General features: G+C 52.6%; 13 protein-coding genes and 1 rRNA gene. 13 read left to right on the top strand and 1 reads right to left on the bottom strand.

The features are described from left to right. The 6 genes from rrf to DW089_RS10295 all read left to right on the top strand — a co-directional run. A 5S ribosomal RNA gene (rrf, locus tag DW089_RS10320) occupies positions 1–95 on the top strand; the annotation flags it as partial. A 458-nt stretch (positions 96–553) separates the two neighbouring features. Continuing rightward, positions 554–2,080, top strand: a complete 1,527-nt coding sequence (locus tag DW089_RS10315; RefSeq protein ID WP_105326592.1) for an FGGY-family carbohydrate kinase — start codon at positions 554–556, stop codon at positions 2,078–2,080. 121 nt (positions 2,081–2,201) lie between these two features. After that, positions 2,202–3,566, top strand: coding sequence for a PhoH family protein (locus DW089_RS10310; RefSeq protein WP_105326591.1), 1,365 nt, complete (start codon positions 2,202–2,204; stop codon positions 3,564–3,566). 486 nt (positions 3,567–4,052) lie between these two features. Beyond that, positions 4,053–5,396: a GntP family permease gene (locus tag DW089_RS10305; protein ID WP_233547599.1), complete on the top strand. Its 1,344-nt coding sequence runs from the start codon at positions 4,053–4,055 to the stop codon at positions 5,394–5,396. A gap of 30 nt (positions 5,397–5,426) precedes the next feature. After that, positions 5,427–6,386, top strand: a complete 960-nt coding sequence (locus DW089_RS10300; protein WP_231086860.1) for a LysR family transcriptional regulator — start codon at positions 5,427–5,429, stop codon at positions 6,384–6,386. A 44-nt stretch (positions 6,387–6,430) separates the two neighbouring features. Continuing rightward, a complete protein-coding gene (locus tag DW089_RS10295) occupies positions 6,431–8,080 on the top strand; it encodes a dihydroxy-acid dehydratase (protein WP_105326588.1) in 1,650 nt (549 codons plus the stop codon). Between the two features lie 79 nt (positions 8,081–8,159). Here the strand turns inward: DW089_RS10295 and DW089_RS10290 are convergent, their stop codons facing one another. Beyond that, positions 8,160–9,128, bottom strand: a complete 969-nt coding sequence (locus tag DW089_RS10290) for a LysR family transcriptional regulator (protein WP_105326587.1) — start codon at positions 9,126–9,128, stop codon at positions 8,160–8,162. Positions 9,129–9,641: 513 nt separating this feature from the next. Here DW089_RS10290 and DW089_RS10285 point away from each other — a divergent pair. From DW089_RS10285 to DW089_RS10255, 7 genes are all read left to right on the top strand, one after another. Then, positions 9,642–9,842, top strand: coding sequence for a DUF2905 domain-containing protein (locus tag DW089_RS10285; protein WP_105326586.1), 201 nt, complete (start codon positions 9,642–9,644; stop codon positions 9,840–9,842). A 34-nt stretch (positions 9,843–9,876) separates the two neighbouring features. Further along, entirely contained in the window at positions 9,877–10,578 is a 702-nt protein-coding gene (locus DW089_RS10280; RefSeq protein WP_105326585.1) for a radical SAM protein, read from the top strand. A 105-nt stretch (positions 10,579–10,683) separates the two neighbouring features. Next, positions 10,684–11,196 (top strand): ferritin, encoded by a 513-nt coding sequence (locus tag DW089_RS10275; RefSeq protein ID WP_105326584.1) that lies wholly within the window; start codon positions 10,684–10,686, stop codon positions 11,194–11,196. Between the two features lie 208 nt (positions 11,197–11,404). After that, a complete protein-coding gene (locus DW089_RS10270) occupies positions 11,405–11,923 on the top strand; it encodes an NUDIX domain-containing protein (protein ID WP_105326583.1) in 519 nt (172 codons plus the stop codon). 422 nt (positions 11,924–12,345) lie between these two features. Continuing rightward, positions 12,346–13,893, top strand: a complete 1,548-nt coding sequence (locus DW089_RS10265; protein ID WP_105326582.1) for an AbgT family transporter — start codon at positions 12,346–12,348, stop codon at positions 13,891–13,893. 96 nt (positions 13,894–13,989) lie between these two features. Next, positions 13,990–14,358, top strand: coding sequence for a peptidase dimerization domain-containing protein (locus DW089_RS10260; RefSeq protein WP_199614892.1), 369 nt, complete (start codon positions 13,990–13,992; stop codon positions 14,356–14,358). After that, positions 14,358–15,536 (top strand): M20 family metallopeptidase, encoded by a 1,179-nt coding sequence (locus tag DW089_RS10255; RefSeq protein ID WP_105326580.1) that lies wholly within the window; start codon positions 14,358–14,360, stop codon positions 15,534–15,536. Before DW089_RS10260 ends, DW089_RS10255 begins: the two co-directional genes overlap by 1 nt. Positions 15,537–15,835 lie beyond the last annotated feature (299 nt).

Below are 15,835 nucleotides of genomic sequence, written 5' to 3'. Positions count from 1 at the left end.
ATCCACCTGTTCCCATGCCGAACACAGTAGTTAAGCCTTCATACGCCGAAAGTACTCGACTGGAAACGGTCCGGGAGGATAGGAAGCTGCCGGTTAGGCAAACGCCTGAGTGAGAAATCGCTCAGGCGTTTTTCTTTTACCTTTTTAGTCTCCTTCAAGCGTGTATGTAAAGTCAAATAGCCCAGCGCGTTCCGGGAGAACCCGGGAACGTGCTGGGCTGTTGTTTTAGGGCAGAAAGGTTGACCGCAGGCTGCCGTATTCCAGGTACTTCTTTTATTCTTATCCATGTGCCTATAATTTTAGCTATTTATGCATAAAATCCCTGTGATTTCTGGTTTTTTCTGTATTTCTTTTCACATCAGGCCATTTATAGACCCTGTTGCTGGTATGAAATATTTTTCACTTTTTTCTTTGTGCCTTTCCATGCATTTTTCTCATCTTTTTTGTCCTGCGGACGCCGGGAAAATGTTTTCCGGATCCGGCAGTTTTTTGTTATGATAGAGGGGAACTTGGCAGCATTATTTCTAGGGCTGCCGTAAAGGACGGTGTCAGTATGGACAAAAAATATTATCTGGGGTTTGACGCAGGAACCCAAAGTGTGAAGGTTGCCATTTACGATGAGGCAGGCCAGGAAGTGGCTATGGCAACGGCTCCTACCACCTTGCTCTACCCGCAGCCGGGCTGGGTACAGATGGATGTGGGGGAATATTATCAGCTGATTAAACAATGTATGCGGGATTGCAGCCGGCAAATGGCAGCCAAGGGACTGGACGTGGGCCAGATCCGTTCCATTATGGGGGACGGCGTTATCTGCGGCATTGTTTGTGTGGACGCAGAGGGCAACGCCATTTCTCCCTATATCAACTACCTGGACAGCCGGACTTCCGACGATGTGGAAGCACTGAAGGCCCAGCATTTATCCATTTGGGCGGAAGAAACTGGGAATCCGGAACCCCATATTATGTTTCCTGCCATGTACGCTCGCTGGTTTCTCAAAAATATTCCAGCAGTCCGGGAACGGGGCGTGAAGTTCGTTCACAATTGCCCTTATATTTTGATGCATTTGGCCGGGCTTTCCGGTGAGGAAGCTTTTGTGGATTGGGGTACCATGTCCGGCTGGGGCCTAGGCTATAACGTCCTCAAGAAGGAATGGTCTCCGGAGCAGCTTTCTATCCTGGGTATTGACCCCAAGTACATGCCCCGGATTGTGAAGCCCTGGGATATTATCGGTACCCTTTGTGCAGCCGATGCTGCGGAAACGGGTCTTCCTGCTGGAATTCCCATTTGTGCCGGGGCCGGGGATACCATGGAGTCCATGATGGGCAGCGGCATTCTGGAACCGGGCCGGGCGGTGGACGTGGCCGGCACCTGTTCCATGTTCTGTGCAGCCACGGACGGCATCATTCCCGCCCTGTCTTCTCCCGGCAACAATTTGATTTTCAATTCCGGTACCCTGCCCGGCACGTATTTCTACTGGGGCATGGTCCGGACTGGAGGGCTGGCCCTGCGCTGGTTCAAGGACAGCATTGCCCGCAAGGAAACCGATGATTTGTACTATGGAGAATTGGACCGGCTGGCCAAAGCCCATCCCGCTGGCTGCAACGGGGCCCTGTTTATTCCCTATCTTACCGGCAGCAATGGGGAATATATTCATGTTCGGGGCACCTTTACCGGGCTTACCCTGGATTCTGACCAGGGGGCACTGTGGCGCTGCGTACTGGAAGGCATCGGCTACGATTATATGGAAATTACCGACCGGTATCGGAAAGCAGGGATTGACCTGTCCCAGCTGACCATTACCGAAGGGGGCAGCCGGGATGCCCTGTGGAACCAGATCAAGGCGGATATGCTGGATACCCGGGTGGTAACCCTTCAGGTAGCCGGCGGCGCCGTTCCCACCAACTGTGTGGTAGCTGCCTACGCTGTAGGCGATGTGCCCAATTTGAAGGACGCTTTGCAGCGTCAGTTGGCGGTACGGGATGAATTTATGCCCAATGGGGAGCATACGGCTATGTATAGAAAGCAATATGTACAGCGCGGCCATATCCTGAAGGCATTGAACCAGGCCCTGACGGAGTAAAAATTTCAGATATTACCCAATCTTTACCCTTTCTTGCTGTTTCTCCTACTTTTCTTTGATAGGGTATCCCTAGGAACCATTTCTTGAGAAGCTTTGGCTGTAAAAGAAAGGCGGCGTACCTATGGGAAAAATCTATGTAATCGATACCAATGTGCTGATCCAGTCCCCCGGTGCTTTGGAGTGCTTTGAGGACAACGAACTGGTTCTGCCTTTGGTGGTCCTGGAAGAATTGGACGGGCTTAAAAAGGCAGAGGGAGAAAAGGGCTATAATGCCAGGAAGGTAATCCGTTACCTGGAAAACCTGAGACGGCAGGATGACCTGATTGCCGGGGCGGCACTGCCCCACGGCGGCAGGCTTCGGGTAGAACCTAACTGCATTCATGAGGAGCTGCCGGAAGGGCTGCCGGAGGACAAGGGGGATAACCGAATCCTTAAAGTTTGTTTCCACCTTCGGGACCAGAAACCCATTTTGGTAACCAAGGACCTGGTACTGCGGCCGAAAGCCCAGCTGCTGGGCATTGAGGCCCAGGATTTCAGTTCCCAGCAGGTTCTTACAGGAGAGCAGCAGTACCGGGGCCGGCAGGAATGCTATGTGCCGGAGCCGTTCTTTGACCGGTTTGGGGAGCAGGGGATTCCCGTTTCTCAGTTGTACCAATGCGATGCGGCGGGGCAGGTTCTGCCGGTAACGGTTTACCAGAATGAGTTTATCCTGCTGCGGGCTGACGCCTCCCTGCGGAAAACCCAATTGGGTCGGGTTTGGGGGGACCGGGTGGTGCCCCTTGCCTACGCCAAGGATACGCCCTATGGGGTCAAGCCCCGGAATGCGGGCCAGTATTTTATGCAGGAAGCTCTGATGAAGCCGGCGGACGAAGTTCCCCTGGTAATTATCAAGGGGCAGGCAGGTACGGCCAAAACCTTCTATTCCCTGGCCGTGGGGCTGGAGAAGCTGCTGGATCACCCCAGCGGCGAATACCGGCGGATTCTGATCTGCCGGCCCAATGCCCAGTTTGATACGGATATTGGGTTTCTTCCAGGGGACGAACAGGAAAAAATTTCTCCCCTGATGCGGCCCATTATGGATAATCTGGAACAGCTGCTGGATAAGGACGATACGGCCCGGTATGACGATGAACTGGAACTGGAAAGCGTTCTGGCAGAAGTCTTTGACCGGAACCTGATTCAGATGGAAGCCCTGAACTTTATCCGGGGCCGTTCCCTGGAAAAGATTTACCTGATCATCGATGAAGCCCAGAATATGACCCCTAACCAGGTGAAGGGCATCATTACCCGGGCAGGGAAGGGCACCAAGGTTATTCTCCTGGGGGATCCCCAGCAGATTGACAAGCCCTTTTTGGATGAGCGTACCAACGGCCTCAGCTATGCTTCAGAAAAAATGAAGGGCAGCCCCCTATGCTGCCAGGTTACCATGCTGGAAAGCGAATGTGAACGGTCCCGGCTGGCTCTGGAAGCCATTGGCCGCCTATAATTACCCCTATAATTTTGTGCAGCACCCATTCCTATTATCAGGAGGGTGCTTTTTTTGCGCCGCAACTATATTTATTGAAGAAAAAAGAAAAGCGGTCCATCCCTTGTGGTACAACGGAAAGTTGTGGAAATACGCTAAAAGGTTGTTTTTATTTTACCTCAAATGATGTTAAGTTGTAGCTGAACAAATCCTGTGTACGGTCTGTTGTTCGGAATGGAACAGTCCAAGTCCTAACAGGAAGGGAGGGTATCGGAAATCCTTTGTCAGGGAAAGGGAATGCGCCGGAGTTTATCAGAACATTCAGGCGTCTTTTCGCTGAGGCACTGCCATTGCGCGGCGGTGTTTCCAAAGGATGCAGGAACCAGGTTCCTGTAAGGCAGCGTACAGGGGATGGGAAAGCACTATTGTGGTGCGGTAAGTGTAGGTTGCACAACGGAGTTAAATCCAATCTAACAAAGAGAAAAGGGGTAAATAGTTATGGCACTGATGATTCCATTTCTGATTGGCCTGGCAATTATGCTGACTTTGATGATCAAAACAAAAATCGGACCCTTCATGTCCATGCTTCTGGGGGCACTGATCATCGGCGTAGGCTGTGGCCTGCCGGCCCAGAAAGCCATCGACACCATCGCCACGGGCTTTGGGGGAATTTGTAAGAGTATTGGTATTGTCATTATTTTTGGCGCTATCCTGGGGGACTATTTGGACAAATCCAACGCCACCCAGCGCATTGCATCCACCTTGCTGAAGGTTACCGGCAAGAAAAAGGCGGATATTGCTTTAAGTGCCACCGGATTCCTGGTAAGCATTCATGTATTTTGTGATGTAGCCCTGATTATGCTGGCACCGCTGGTGAAGGTTGTTTCCAAGAAAAGCGGTTTGGGTCTGGGTTCCCTGGCCACGGCTTTGGCGCTGTCCCTTCTGACCACCAACACTTTTGTGGCTCCTACGCCGGCGCCTTTGTCCATTGTTTCCATCCTGGGTATTGACCTGGGTGAATCCATTCTGTGGGGCCTGATTGTTTCCGCTGTAGACTGCGTAGCTATTTTGGCCTTCTGCCGCTTGTTTATTGCCCCGAAGCCGGAGGGCTGGTTCACTAAGAGTGCAGCTGCCAAAATGGAAGAACAGGTTCAGGAATTGGCAGAAGAAAAGGAGCAGCCCAATAACCTGCCCATGCCTTCCTTCATTCAGTCCATTATTCCTATCCTGGTCCCCATCGTGTTGATATTGGTGAATACAACTTGTAAAATGGTATTGCCCAAGGGCAGTTCTGTCCTGGCGGTGACTGGAGTCTTAGGCGATAAGAACATTGCTCTGGCTTTGGGTATCATTTCGGCTATCTTGATGCTGTACCGTTCCATTCCTCGGGAAGAAGTGTTTGCTTCCATGACTACAGCCTTGACCCCCTCCGGTCCGGTAATTTTCATTACCGCTGCCGGCGGTGCCCTGGCCAAGGTCATTGATCTCACCGGTGTAGGCACGGTAATGGCCAATGCACTCAGCAGCATGTCCCTGCCCATTATCCTGATTCCCTTCCTGATCTGCGGGTTCTCCAAGTTTGTTCAGGGTTCTTCTTCGGTGGCTGTTATTGTAGCTTCCACCCTGACCTTGCCCCTGATGCAGAACGGGCTCATAGATCCGATTGTAGCATTCCTGTCCATTTGTGCAGGCAGCGGCTTCGGTTCCCATGTAAACAACAGCTATTTCTGGGTATTCGCCAACTTGTTTGGCTACGATACCAAAACTTCCTTAAAAACACTTTGCGTTGGACAGCACGTAATGGCTTTTGCCGGACTGTTGGCAACGGTGGTTATCAGCCTGTTCCGCTAAAATCTCAAATGGGGTGATTGCTTGAAAACCATGCAAAAATTGTTCCTGCTGACGGTGGAAGAAATGAATTTTACCAAAGCCGACAAACGGGGTTTTGTAACCCAGCAGTGCCTGAGCAAGAATATCAAACAGTTTGAAAAGGAACTGAATGTGGAACTGTTCAAGCGGTCCCCCAAACTTACCCTGACGCCGGCAGGACGTATGGTATTTGAAACCCTGCGGAAAGTGGAAATCCTGGAGCATGACCTGAAGTCCCGGCTGGAACAGGTTCAGCAGGAGAGCCTGGGTTCCCTGACCCTGGGTATCAACAGTTCCCGGGGCCGGGTACTGCTGCCGGAAATCTATGAACGTTTCCAAAGCCGCTATCCCCATGTGGAAGTATCCGTGGTGCTGGATGACAACGTTTCCTTAGAAAAAAGGCTAATTAATAATGAACTGGATTTATTTTTAGGCGTTAATTACGAAGCGGATCCCGTTCTCCACTCTGAAACGGTTTCCCGGGACCAGGTATTCTTGCTGGCTACGGAAAAATTTCTCCAGCAGCACCTGCCCGGCAGCACGGACCGCCGCCCTCCCGTATCCGGAGATTTCCTGGACCTGGCAGCCTTTCCCAGTCTGCCCCTTACCGGCAACCGGGAAGGCAGCAGTTTTGCCGCTCTGTGTCATCACTTTCTGCTGCAGCAGGGCATCGTCTTTACCCAGCAGTTCAGCGTCAGTGATTACGAAACCCAAATTTCCCTCTGCGGCCGGTCACTGGCGGCGGCCTTTTGTCCCCAGACCATCCTGTCCCAGGTGGCAGCCTATAACCGGGGCAGGGCAGAGGAACAGCGGCTTTTGGTCTTTCGCATTGCCGGCTGGGAACGGACGGTCAATCTGTCTATTGTCTGGCCGGAGCTTTCCAGCCGTCCCCAATATCTAACGGATTTCATGGATATTATGCGTCAGGTAATATACGAAAACGAATTGTACACGGCAGAAATGCTCCGGTAAAACTGGTATTTTGCAAACTGCCTATTTGAAAGGAGTAATAAATTATGAGTCATATTGATCCCAATGCAGAGGCCTATTACGTAGGCCTGATGAATGCCTGCGGGTACCGGGATAAGGACCTGCACAAGCCCATTATTGGCATCGTCAATTCCTGGAATGAAGTAAACCCCGGCCATAAGCCCTTAAAGGAACTGGCCCAGTACGTGAAGGAAGGGGTATGGGCGGCCGGCGGCGCTCCCGCCGAATTTAACGTGCCCGCTCCCTGCGACGGTATGGCCCAGCTCCGGGGCATGCAGTACGTATTGCCCAGCCGGGACCTGATTGCCGGCTCCATCGAAACCATGGTGCGGGCCCACAATTTTGACGGCCTGGTATTCCTGTGTGCCTGCGACAAGATTGTTCCCGGCATGCTCATGGCCGCCGCTTCCCTGAACCTGCCCAGCCTGTTTCTGCCCCCGGGTTCCATGCTGCCCTACGAGGAAGACGGTGTGGTCTACACCACCCCGGACCTGAAGGAATCTATCGGCAAATGGAAAGCCGGCAAAATCAGCGAGGAAACCTTCCACCGCTACCGCCAGAATATGTGCGCTTCCTGCGGTACCTGCTCCATGTACGGCACGGCCAATACCATGGCAGTGTTTGCTGAAGCCATCGGCCTGGCGCCCTTTGGTTCCGCCACCATGCCCTTCTGCGTATCCGCCAAATTCAAACAGGCCCGGGACGTGGGCGAACGGATTGTGGAACTGACCCGGCAGCAGATTCCGGCCAAAACCTTTATGACCCGGGAGTCCCTGGAAAACGGCATTATGCATACCTCTGCTGCCGGCGGTTCCAGCAACTTTGCCCTGCACATCCAGGCCATCGCCAAAGTAGCCGGGGTGAAGTTGAATCTGAAAGAATTTGATGCCATTCAGGAACGGGTACCCCTGATTGCCAAATTTAAGCCTTCTTCCCAATACAACCTGATTGATTACGGCAAGGCTGGCGGCGCCCTGGGAAGCCTGAAGACCCTGGAAAAATTCCTCCATACAGAAGTCCCCTTGGCCATGGGCGGCACCCTGAAGGAAGCCCTGGACCGGTTTACCCGCCCCATAGACCGGAACATCATCCACGACCTGGAGCATCCTCTCCAGGAAAAGGGCTGTTTCTCCGTGCTCTACGGCAATCTGGCGCCGGAAGGCGCGGTGGTGAAAAAGAGTGGCGTGGACCCTGCCATGTTCGAGCATCGGGGTCCGGCAGTGGTCTTTGATTCCGAGGAAGAAGTCATGGACTGCCTGCTGCACTCCGATGTGAAACCGGGCTCCGTACTGGTCATCCGCTACGAAGGCCCTAAAGGCGGTCCGGGCATGCGGGAAATGTCCATTCCTGCGGCCATGCTCATCGGCATGGGGCTGCAAAAATCCGTGGCCATGATTACCGATGGCCGTTTTTCCGGTGCTTCCCGAGGTCCCTGTGTGGGCCATATCTCTCCTGAGGCCTGGGACGGTGGGCCCATTGCCTGCGTCAAGAACGGGGATATGATCCACATCGACCTGAACAAGCACCTGCTGGAAGTGGAAGTCTCGGAGGAAGAGCTGGCACGCCGGAAGGCAGAAATCGTAAAACCGGACCATCCTGCCTACGGCATTATGAAACAGTACCGGAAAGTGGTGGAAGGGGCCGAAAAAGGCGCTGTATGGCTGTACACTGATTAAAAATAAAAATGGGAAAATAAAATTTTCCATAATAAAAAGCGATGTCCAATTCGGGCATCGCTTTTTTCACCGTGTAAAGTTAGGCCAGGGCCTGGGCAATCTTTTCATGCCACACCACCAGGTGGGCTTGGATCAGGGAAATAAATTCTTCCAGGTACCTGGGTACAAACAGCTGCCGGGGCCGGAGAATCTCAATGCTGATGGGATGGGAAAAACCGGAAAGCTTCAGGGCCAGCAGGGGTTCGTGCTGGGGATGCAGCTGGTTCTGGTTTTGGATGGCCGGCAGCATAAAGGAAGCACAGAAAGTAGCTGCCAGCTGCTGGCCGGACAGGTTCAGCTGGGTATCGTAATCGCTGATGGAAACAATCTGCTTGGGCACAATATCCAGCTGCCACAAGTAGGAACCCGCCAGTTTCAGTACTGTGCTGACATTCAGGTTCCCTGCCAGGGGAAAGGGCTCAAAGGAGCGCAGGTCAATGGCGTCCCCCGTGTGGAAGTCCTGCCAGCCTCGGCCGCCCTTATAGTACCGTTTCAGGAAGGAGTTGGTGGCGGCTACCAAAAGAGCTTCTTCTCCGGCAGGAATCCGCTCCAGCAGCGTACTGGGCGGAGCGTCCACCCCCAGGACCAGGTCCAGTTTCTGCTTTAGCAGGTCTTCCATCAAGGCTTCCGTATCCCCCAGGGTTACGGACAGGGTGACTTTGGGAAAGCGCTGGTGGTAGGCTTTCATCAGTTCCGGTAGGAACAGCCGGGCCCGGGTGGTGTTGAGTCCAAAGCGGATTTCGCCTACCTGTCCCTGTTCCAGCTCGTTGATCCGGGCGTGAAGGTTGGCTTCCAGCTGGGACATCTGCTGGAGGGTTTCGTACAGGGCCTTTCCGGAAGGGGTAAGCTGGAGCCGGGGAGTGCGGAAAAACAGTTGGGTCCCCAGCGTTTTTTCCAGGTTTCGGATATGCTCGCTGAGGCACTGCTGGGTCACGTAGGCCCGGTGGGCGGCTTTGGTAAAGTTCATTTCTTCCACAGCCAGAAGAAACATTTTTTGTGAAGTATCCATGGGCAGTCTCCTTTTACATGGCTTCCATTATATCACAAGGAAAACCTTGTGGAAATATTGGTAAATCATTGTTTTACATTGTATATAGAACCTGCTATAGTTGTTTCATGTGTTACAGAGAGTATCTCTCCCCATGGGCAAGTACCAAAAAACAGGCCCCCTGGTCCCTGGCTGCAAAACTCCAGTTGCCGCCGGGAAGCATCTCCGTGGATGACAGGGCCGCCTGAACTAGAGAAAAGCACTTTCCCTTGGCTCCCTTCGGGCTTGAACCTTTTGCAAAACCCTCCCAATCACAGGTTGATTGCCATCCCCTTTGGTTCAATTCCACACAAAGCGAGAGAGCTCCGCACAACGCAGAAAACCGGTTTTGTGATTCCACTGGCTAGAGAGTGGAATGACAGAGCCGGTTTTTTGGATTTTTTACAAAATTTTTGTGCCAAAATGACAGAAATTTGCTACAATAGGGAACGTTGGAAAACATGGGCAGTCAGAAGACTGGGAAAGGAGCAGTGTATGGGCAAACTATTGATCACCGTGGGCGTTCTCTGCATCATCATCGGTGCCCTGATCGAGCTGGGGTCCGGATTCCTGCCCCTTGGACACCTGCCCGGGGATATCAAGATTACCGGCAGCCATGGCAGTTTTTATTTCCCTGTGGTGACCTGCATTGTCATCAGTATTGTACTGAATATCATTCTAAGTCTCTTTCATTAAGGAAAATATCACTAATTTTTAAGGAGCTAAGAAAATGCAAGGCTTTTTTTACAAGGAGCCCTATGAGGAAGAGGGCCGCAAAATTCTGGAAATGAATATTCTGCCGGGCAAGTATTGTGTCTTTGACTGCATCTTCTGCCCGGTCAGCCGGCAGCTGCACCATGAGAAAACGGACCTGGTTCGGAGCTTTGGCAGCCTGACGGAGGCCCTGGCCGAGCTGGACCAAAAGCTGGATACGGTGAAGCCGGACCTGGTTTTCATCAATTCCCTGGGAGAAGCCTTTCTGCACGCAGGCCTGGCGGAAGTCATTGAGCGGATCCATGAACGGGAGCTGCCCATCCGCCTGCTGTCCAATGGCTACCTGTATGGAGATGACCGCTGCGCAGGCCTGGCCCGGCAGTGTGAGGAAGTCATCGGGGAGCTGAAAATGGGCCGGGACGAGGCTTTCCTCAAGGCCCAGCGGCCCCTGCACGGCTATACGGTGGAGCAGCATCTGGCCAATATGGTGGCCTTTCGGAAAAAATATAAGGGCATATTCCGGCTGGAAATTACCCTGGTGAAAGGCTATAGCGATGATGAAACCTCCCTGGCCTTCTTTACCCAGGCCGTCCAGCAGCTGCACCCGGATGTACTTCAGGTAGTTACCCCGGAGCCGCCCTTTGAGGAAAAGCTAGGCGTAGCGCCGGAATTTTTGGCGGCGGCCCAAAAGCGTTTTCAGGCCGTATTGGCCCAATGACAATGGTACAAAAGGATTTTCTTTCCCAAAAAGCAGTCGTAATTTTATTAAAAACTGCTATAATAGAGATGGAGCCAGTTGACTCCTCAAAGGAGAGGATTTCTTATGTTAACAGATGAAGTTAGAGATCTGATCAACAAACAGGTTGTATTTGAATTTTATTCTGCCTATCTGTATCTGGATTTTGCCAACTACTATCAGGAAAAGGGCTTGGATGGCTTTGCCCATTGGTTCGAGATTCAGGAACAGGAAGAACGGGATCATGCCCTCTTAATGAGAACCTACCTGCAAAACAACGACTGCAAGGTTGTTTTCGGACCCATTGAGGATCCTACCCGGGAATATGCTGATTTGGAAGCACCCCTGAAGGCTGCTTTGGAACATGAACGGTATATTACCAACAAGATCAACACCATTTATCAGGCTGCAGATAAGGTAAAGGATTACCGGACCATGCAGTTCTATGATTGGTTTGTGAAGGAACAGGGCGAAGAAGAAAAGAACATTACGGATATCATCAAGAAATACGAGCTGTTTGGCAAGGATCCTAAGGGTCTCTATGCGCTGAATGCCGAATTGCTGACCCGGGTGTATACGGCACCCACGCTTACAGTATAAGGCAACGGAAGCCTTTTAGAAGGGGTTTCTATCGTTAGGCAGGTTTCTCCCCTCTGGGGGAGGACCTGCCTAACTTGCGTCCAGGGGCAGAAACGGTATTCTTTTGGCTAAAAGGTCCGCTCCCTGCGGGTAAAACAAGTTGACAGGGATGGGCCCGGCGGCGTATGCTGTCACTGTAGGATTGCAAACAGAAAGGCAGGAAAACTCCATGCATTATGAATATTGCCCCCACTGCGGGCAGAAACTGGTGGACCGGCAGGCTGGGGATGATGGGCTGATTCCCTACTGCAATAGCTGTAAGAAATATTGGTTTGATACTTTTGCCAGCTGTGTAATCATCTTGATTTACAACGAACAGGATGAAGTAATGCTGTGTCGGCAGGAATACCTGTCCAAAGAGTACGAGGTCATCACTTCCGGTTTTATTATTCCTGGAGAAACCGCGGAAGCCGCTGCCCTGCGGGAAGTCAAGGAAGAACTGGGCCTGGACCTGGAAGAATTGGAATATGCTGGGACCCATTGGTTTGGCCGGGGAGATATGCTGATGCACTGCTTTATGGGCTTTACCCATAAAAAGGAACCGGTGCTGTCCCCGGAAATCAACGCCGCCCATTGGGTGCCTATTTTGCAATTGCCGGAAACCGCTTTCCCGGATAGCCCGGAAAATGCCATTTTCCCCATTTACCGGAAGCTGCTCAAGAAACTGGGCTATCCTGTGAACGTATAAGAGAATATACCGTAAGGCTGTGAAAAAATGCCTGTGCATTTTTTGCAGCCTTATTTTTTTACGTTAACTTAACGAAATTTGAGGAAAAATAAAAATAAACTTAGTTAAAAAAACGCAGAAATTAGAAACCCAAAGGAATTGCAGAAGGAGGCTTGAAAAACATAACGAACGCATAATACTAATAAAAAATAATCGTTTGGTATTATCCCAAACTTTTCTGCTTTTCCATTATTTGCCTGCACTGTTTCATTTATTCCATTTTTAGCCTGAAAATCAGCGAAAAAGCCTGTGTAAAGAAGATTTTACATGGATTTTCTAGACATGTTTTTTTATATCTTTTATAATAAAAACGAACTATCTTCCCTCATGGAGCAGAAAATGTTGTATTTATTGGGAAGCGCTGACAAAAAGGAGTGATAGCTATGACAACAGAAAATCCAACCACCCAGAAAAAAAGTCTGATGGACCGCTTTCTGAACATGGTGGAAGTGGCCGGCAACAAACTGCCGGATCCGGCCAGTCTGTTTATTCTGCTGGCCCTGATTGTGGTGGCCTGTTCCGCCCTTTTGGGCAGTATGGGCGTCTCCGCAGTGCACCCCGGTACGGGCAAGGTCATCAAAGTAGTGAACCTGCTTTCCGTGGAGGGCTTCCGGCAGATGTGGAGCAAGGCTGTCACCAACTTCTCCAGTTTCGCTCCTTTGGGCATGGTGCTAGTGTGCGTTATCGGCGCCGGGGTAGCTGAAAAAAGCGGCTTTCTGGCGGCCTTTATGCAGAAGATGTTGAAATCCGCATCTCCCGCCCTGGTCACCGCTGTCATCATCTTTATCGGCATCAACGGCAACGTAGCCGGGGATGCGGCCTTTGTGGTCCTGCCTCCGGTGGCTGGGGTGATTTTCCTCAGCATGGGCCGGCATCCACTGCTAGGGGTGTTCTGTGGTTTTGCCAGCGTGGCCGCAGGCTTCTGCGCCAACATTATGCTGGGCATGTCCGACTCCCTGGCCTACGGCTTTACGGAAGCGGCGGCCAAGCTCATTGACCCCAACTACCAGCAGTCTCCCGCCATCAACTACTACTTCCTGGTGGTTTCCTGCTTCCTTTTGACGGCGGTGGGAACCTTCGTAACGGAAAAGATTATGGCTCCCCGGTTTGCCGGGGCGGATCTCAGCCAGTATGAACTGGATGAATCCCTGACTAACATGACGGACCGGAACAAAAAGGCCGTCACCAAAGCCCTGTGGGCTACCCTGGCCACCCTGGTGGTCATCGCCCTGTTGTGCGTAGGGGCGGACCCCATTTTGGGAGATCCCAAGACCCATTCCATCATGAGCGCCACGTCTCCCTTTATGACCGGCATTATCCTGATGGTGACCGTGGTGCTGTTTGTGCCCGGGGCCGTCTACGGCTTTGCTTCCGGCAAATACCAGAACGACAAGGATATGTTTGCGGATATTTCCCTGGCCTTCAAGGATATTTCCTCCTACATTCTGCTGTGCTTCTTCTGCTCCCAGTTCACCAGCTATTTCGCCTGGTCCAACCTGGGTGTGGTGCTGGCCATTAAAGGCGCCGGCGGCTTGCAGGCCATGCACTTTACTGGGCTGCCCCTGATTTTCGGCCTGGTGCTGGTTTCCTGCATCATCAACATCTTCATCGGTTCCGCGTCTGCCAAATGGGCCATCCTGGCACCGGTAATGGTGCCCATGATGATGCTCATGGGTTACGATCCGGCCTTGACCCAGGTGGCCTACCGGATTGGTGACTCTCTGACCAACCCCCTGTCCCCGCTGTTCTATTACTTCCCGCTGATTCTGGGCTTTGCCCGGCGGTACGAGAAGAACACCGGCATGGGGACCATCATTGCCAATATGCTGCCCTATTCCCTGTGCTTTTCCGTGGCCTGGCTGATACTCCTGGCCATCTGGGTAGTACTGAACCTGCCCTTGGGACCTGGCGGCGGCATTTATCTTCACTAAAAACGAAAGCGGCTGCCGGCTGGCGCAGCCGCTTTCTTCTCCCAGTTTTGCCAGCCCATGCGGCAAATGCCGCAGAAAGGGGTTCTTATGGCACTTGTGAGCGAAAAGGAAAACAAACTTGATTTTACGATTCTGGTCCATGGGGCGGCGGCCCATGGTTCCACGCCCCATTTGGGCAAAGACGCCATTGTGGCTGCTGCGGCCATTATCCAGGCCCTCCAAACCCTGGTCAGCCGGGTGAACAATCCCCTGCGGCCCCTGGTCTTGGCCTTGGAAAACGTCAAGGCGGGCAAGCAATTCAATATCATCTGTGACCAGGTTCAGCTGCAGGGCACCCTTTTGGGCTACGACGAGGAACTTTTGGCAGAGATGGCAGAAAAACTAAAACGGATGGCGGAACTGACCGCAGAAACTTTTGCCTGTAAGTCAGAGGTGCGGTTTTCCAGCCAAGGAGGCATATGCTGATGCTAAGGAATGTTAAGGAACTGGCGCTGGCCGAAAAGGATTATATCCTGGACCAGCGCCATTATCTTCATGCCCACCCGGAACTGGGGAGGGAAGAACGGAATACGACGAACTATTTGGCACAAGAACTGGAGCAAATGGGAATTGCCGTGGAAACCTTTCCGGATATTACTGGCTGCATTGGTACCCTGACTGGCCTGAAAGGCCCGGGAAAGACCCTGATGCTCCGCGCGGACATTGATGCCCTGCCCATTGCGGAGGACCCTGCTGGTAAATTCTACGCGTCCCAGAATCCCGGGGTCATGCATGCCTGCGGCCACGACTGCCATATGGCCATGCTGCTGGGGGCCGCCAAAATCCTCAGCCAGCACCGGGAAGATTTTTCCGGTACCGTTAAATTCCTTTTTCAAATGGCTGAGGAAATTGGCACCGAATCCCGGCACTACGTGGAAAAAGGCTGCCTGGAGGGGGTGGACGCCATATTTGGCATGCATATCTGGGCCCTGTTGGAGGCTGGCACCGTGAACTTGGAAGACGGTCCCCGGATGGCCTGCAGCGACCGGTTTACCATTCGCCTGACCGGGAAGGAAGCGCCCCTGGCTGCCCCGGAGCAGGGCAGGGATCCTATTGCAGCGGCAGCGGCTGTGATTCTGGCCCTGCAGCAGCTGGCCAGCCGGCAAAATGACCCGGAAAATACCTTCGTGCTGACGGTGGGGATGTTTAACAGCACCGGGGAAGCCGGCCGGACCGCCCGGCAGGTGGAACTGGTGGGTACCACCCGGACCTTTGACAAAGCTTTCCGAAAGGGACTGCCCGCCCAAATCGAGAAGGTGGCCAAGGGAGTGGGGGAAGGCCTGGGCTGTCAGGTAGACTGTACCTATTTCTTTGGCCCGGCACCGCTGAGCAACGACCACCTGGAGCTCAACGACCTGGGACGCCAGGCCGTCACCCAGGTGCTGGGAAAAGCGGCCCTAGTGCCCATGGAACGGCAGATGGGGGCGGAAGACTTTTCCGTGCTGATGGAAAAGGTCCCCGGGGTCTTTCTGTTTTTGGGCGCCCGGAATGAAAAGAAGGGCATCTGCTGCGTCCATCACCATCCTGGCTTTGAAGTGGACGAGGACGTACTGCCTGCGGGAACCGCTATTGAAGTCCAATTTGCCCTGGATTACCTGGGCTGAAATGAAGTGTTTGCTGGGGGCTGTGAAAAAATGGCTTGCGAACTTGTTTAAGTTCGCAAGCCGTTTTTAACGTTGTTCGTGTAGTAGTATTCGAACACCGGAACTTCCTCAGTCAGCCCTATAGGCTGACAGCCCCTTCACGCTTGAAGGGGCCATTCATAGCCGTAAGGAATCCAGTGCTTATCCATACTGGCACTACAGTTAAGGCTTAAATTGATTAGCAGCGGCCTAGCAGGCCTCCTTCAAGGTGGTATGCTATGAATAAAGTAGACTGGCATATAGTTAAACCTCCTGGATTC

Origin of the sequence: Acidaminococcus sp. AM05-11 (assembly GCF_003472805.1) — a bacterium.
Lineage (GTDB): Bacteria > Bacillota > Negativicutes > Acidaminococcales > Acidaminococcaceae > Acidaminococcus > Acidaminococcus hominis.
This window is presented reverse-complemented; position numbering and strand designations above follow the sequence as displayed.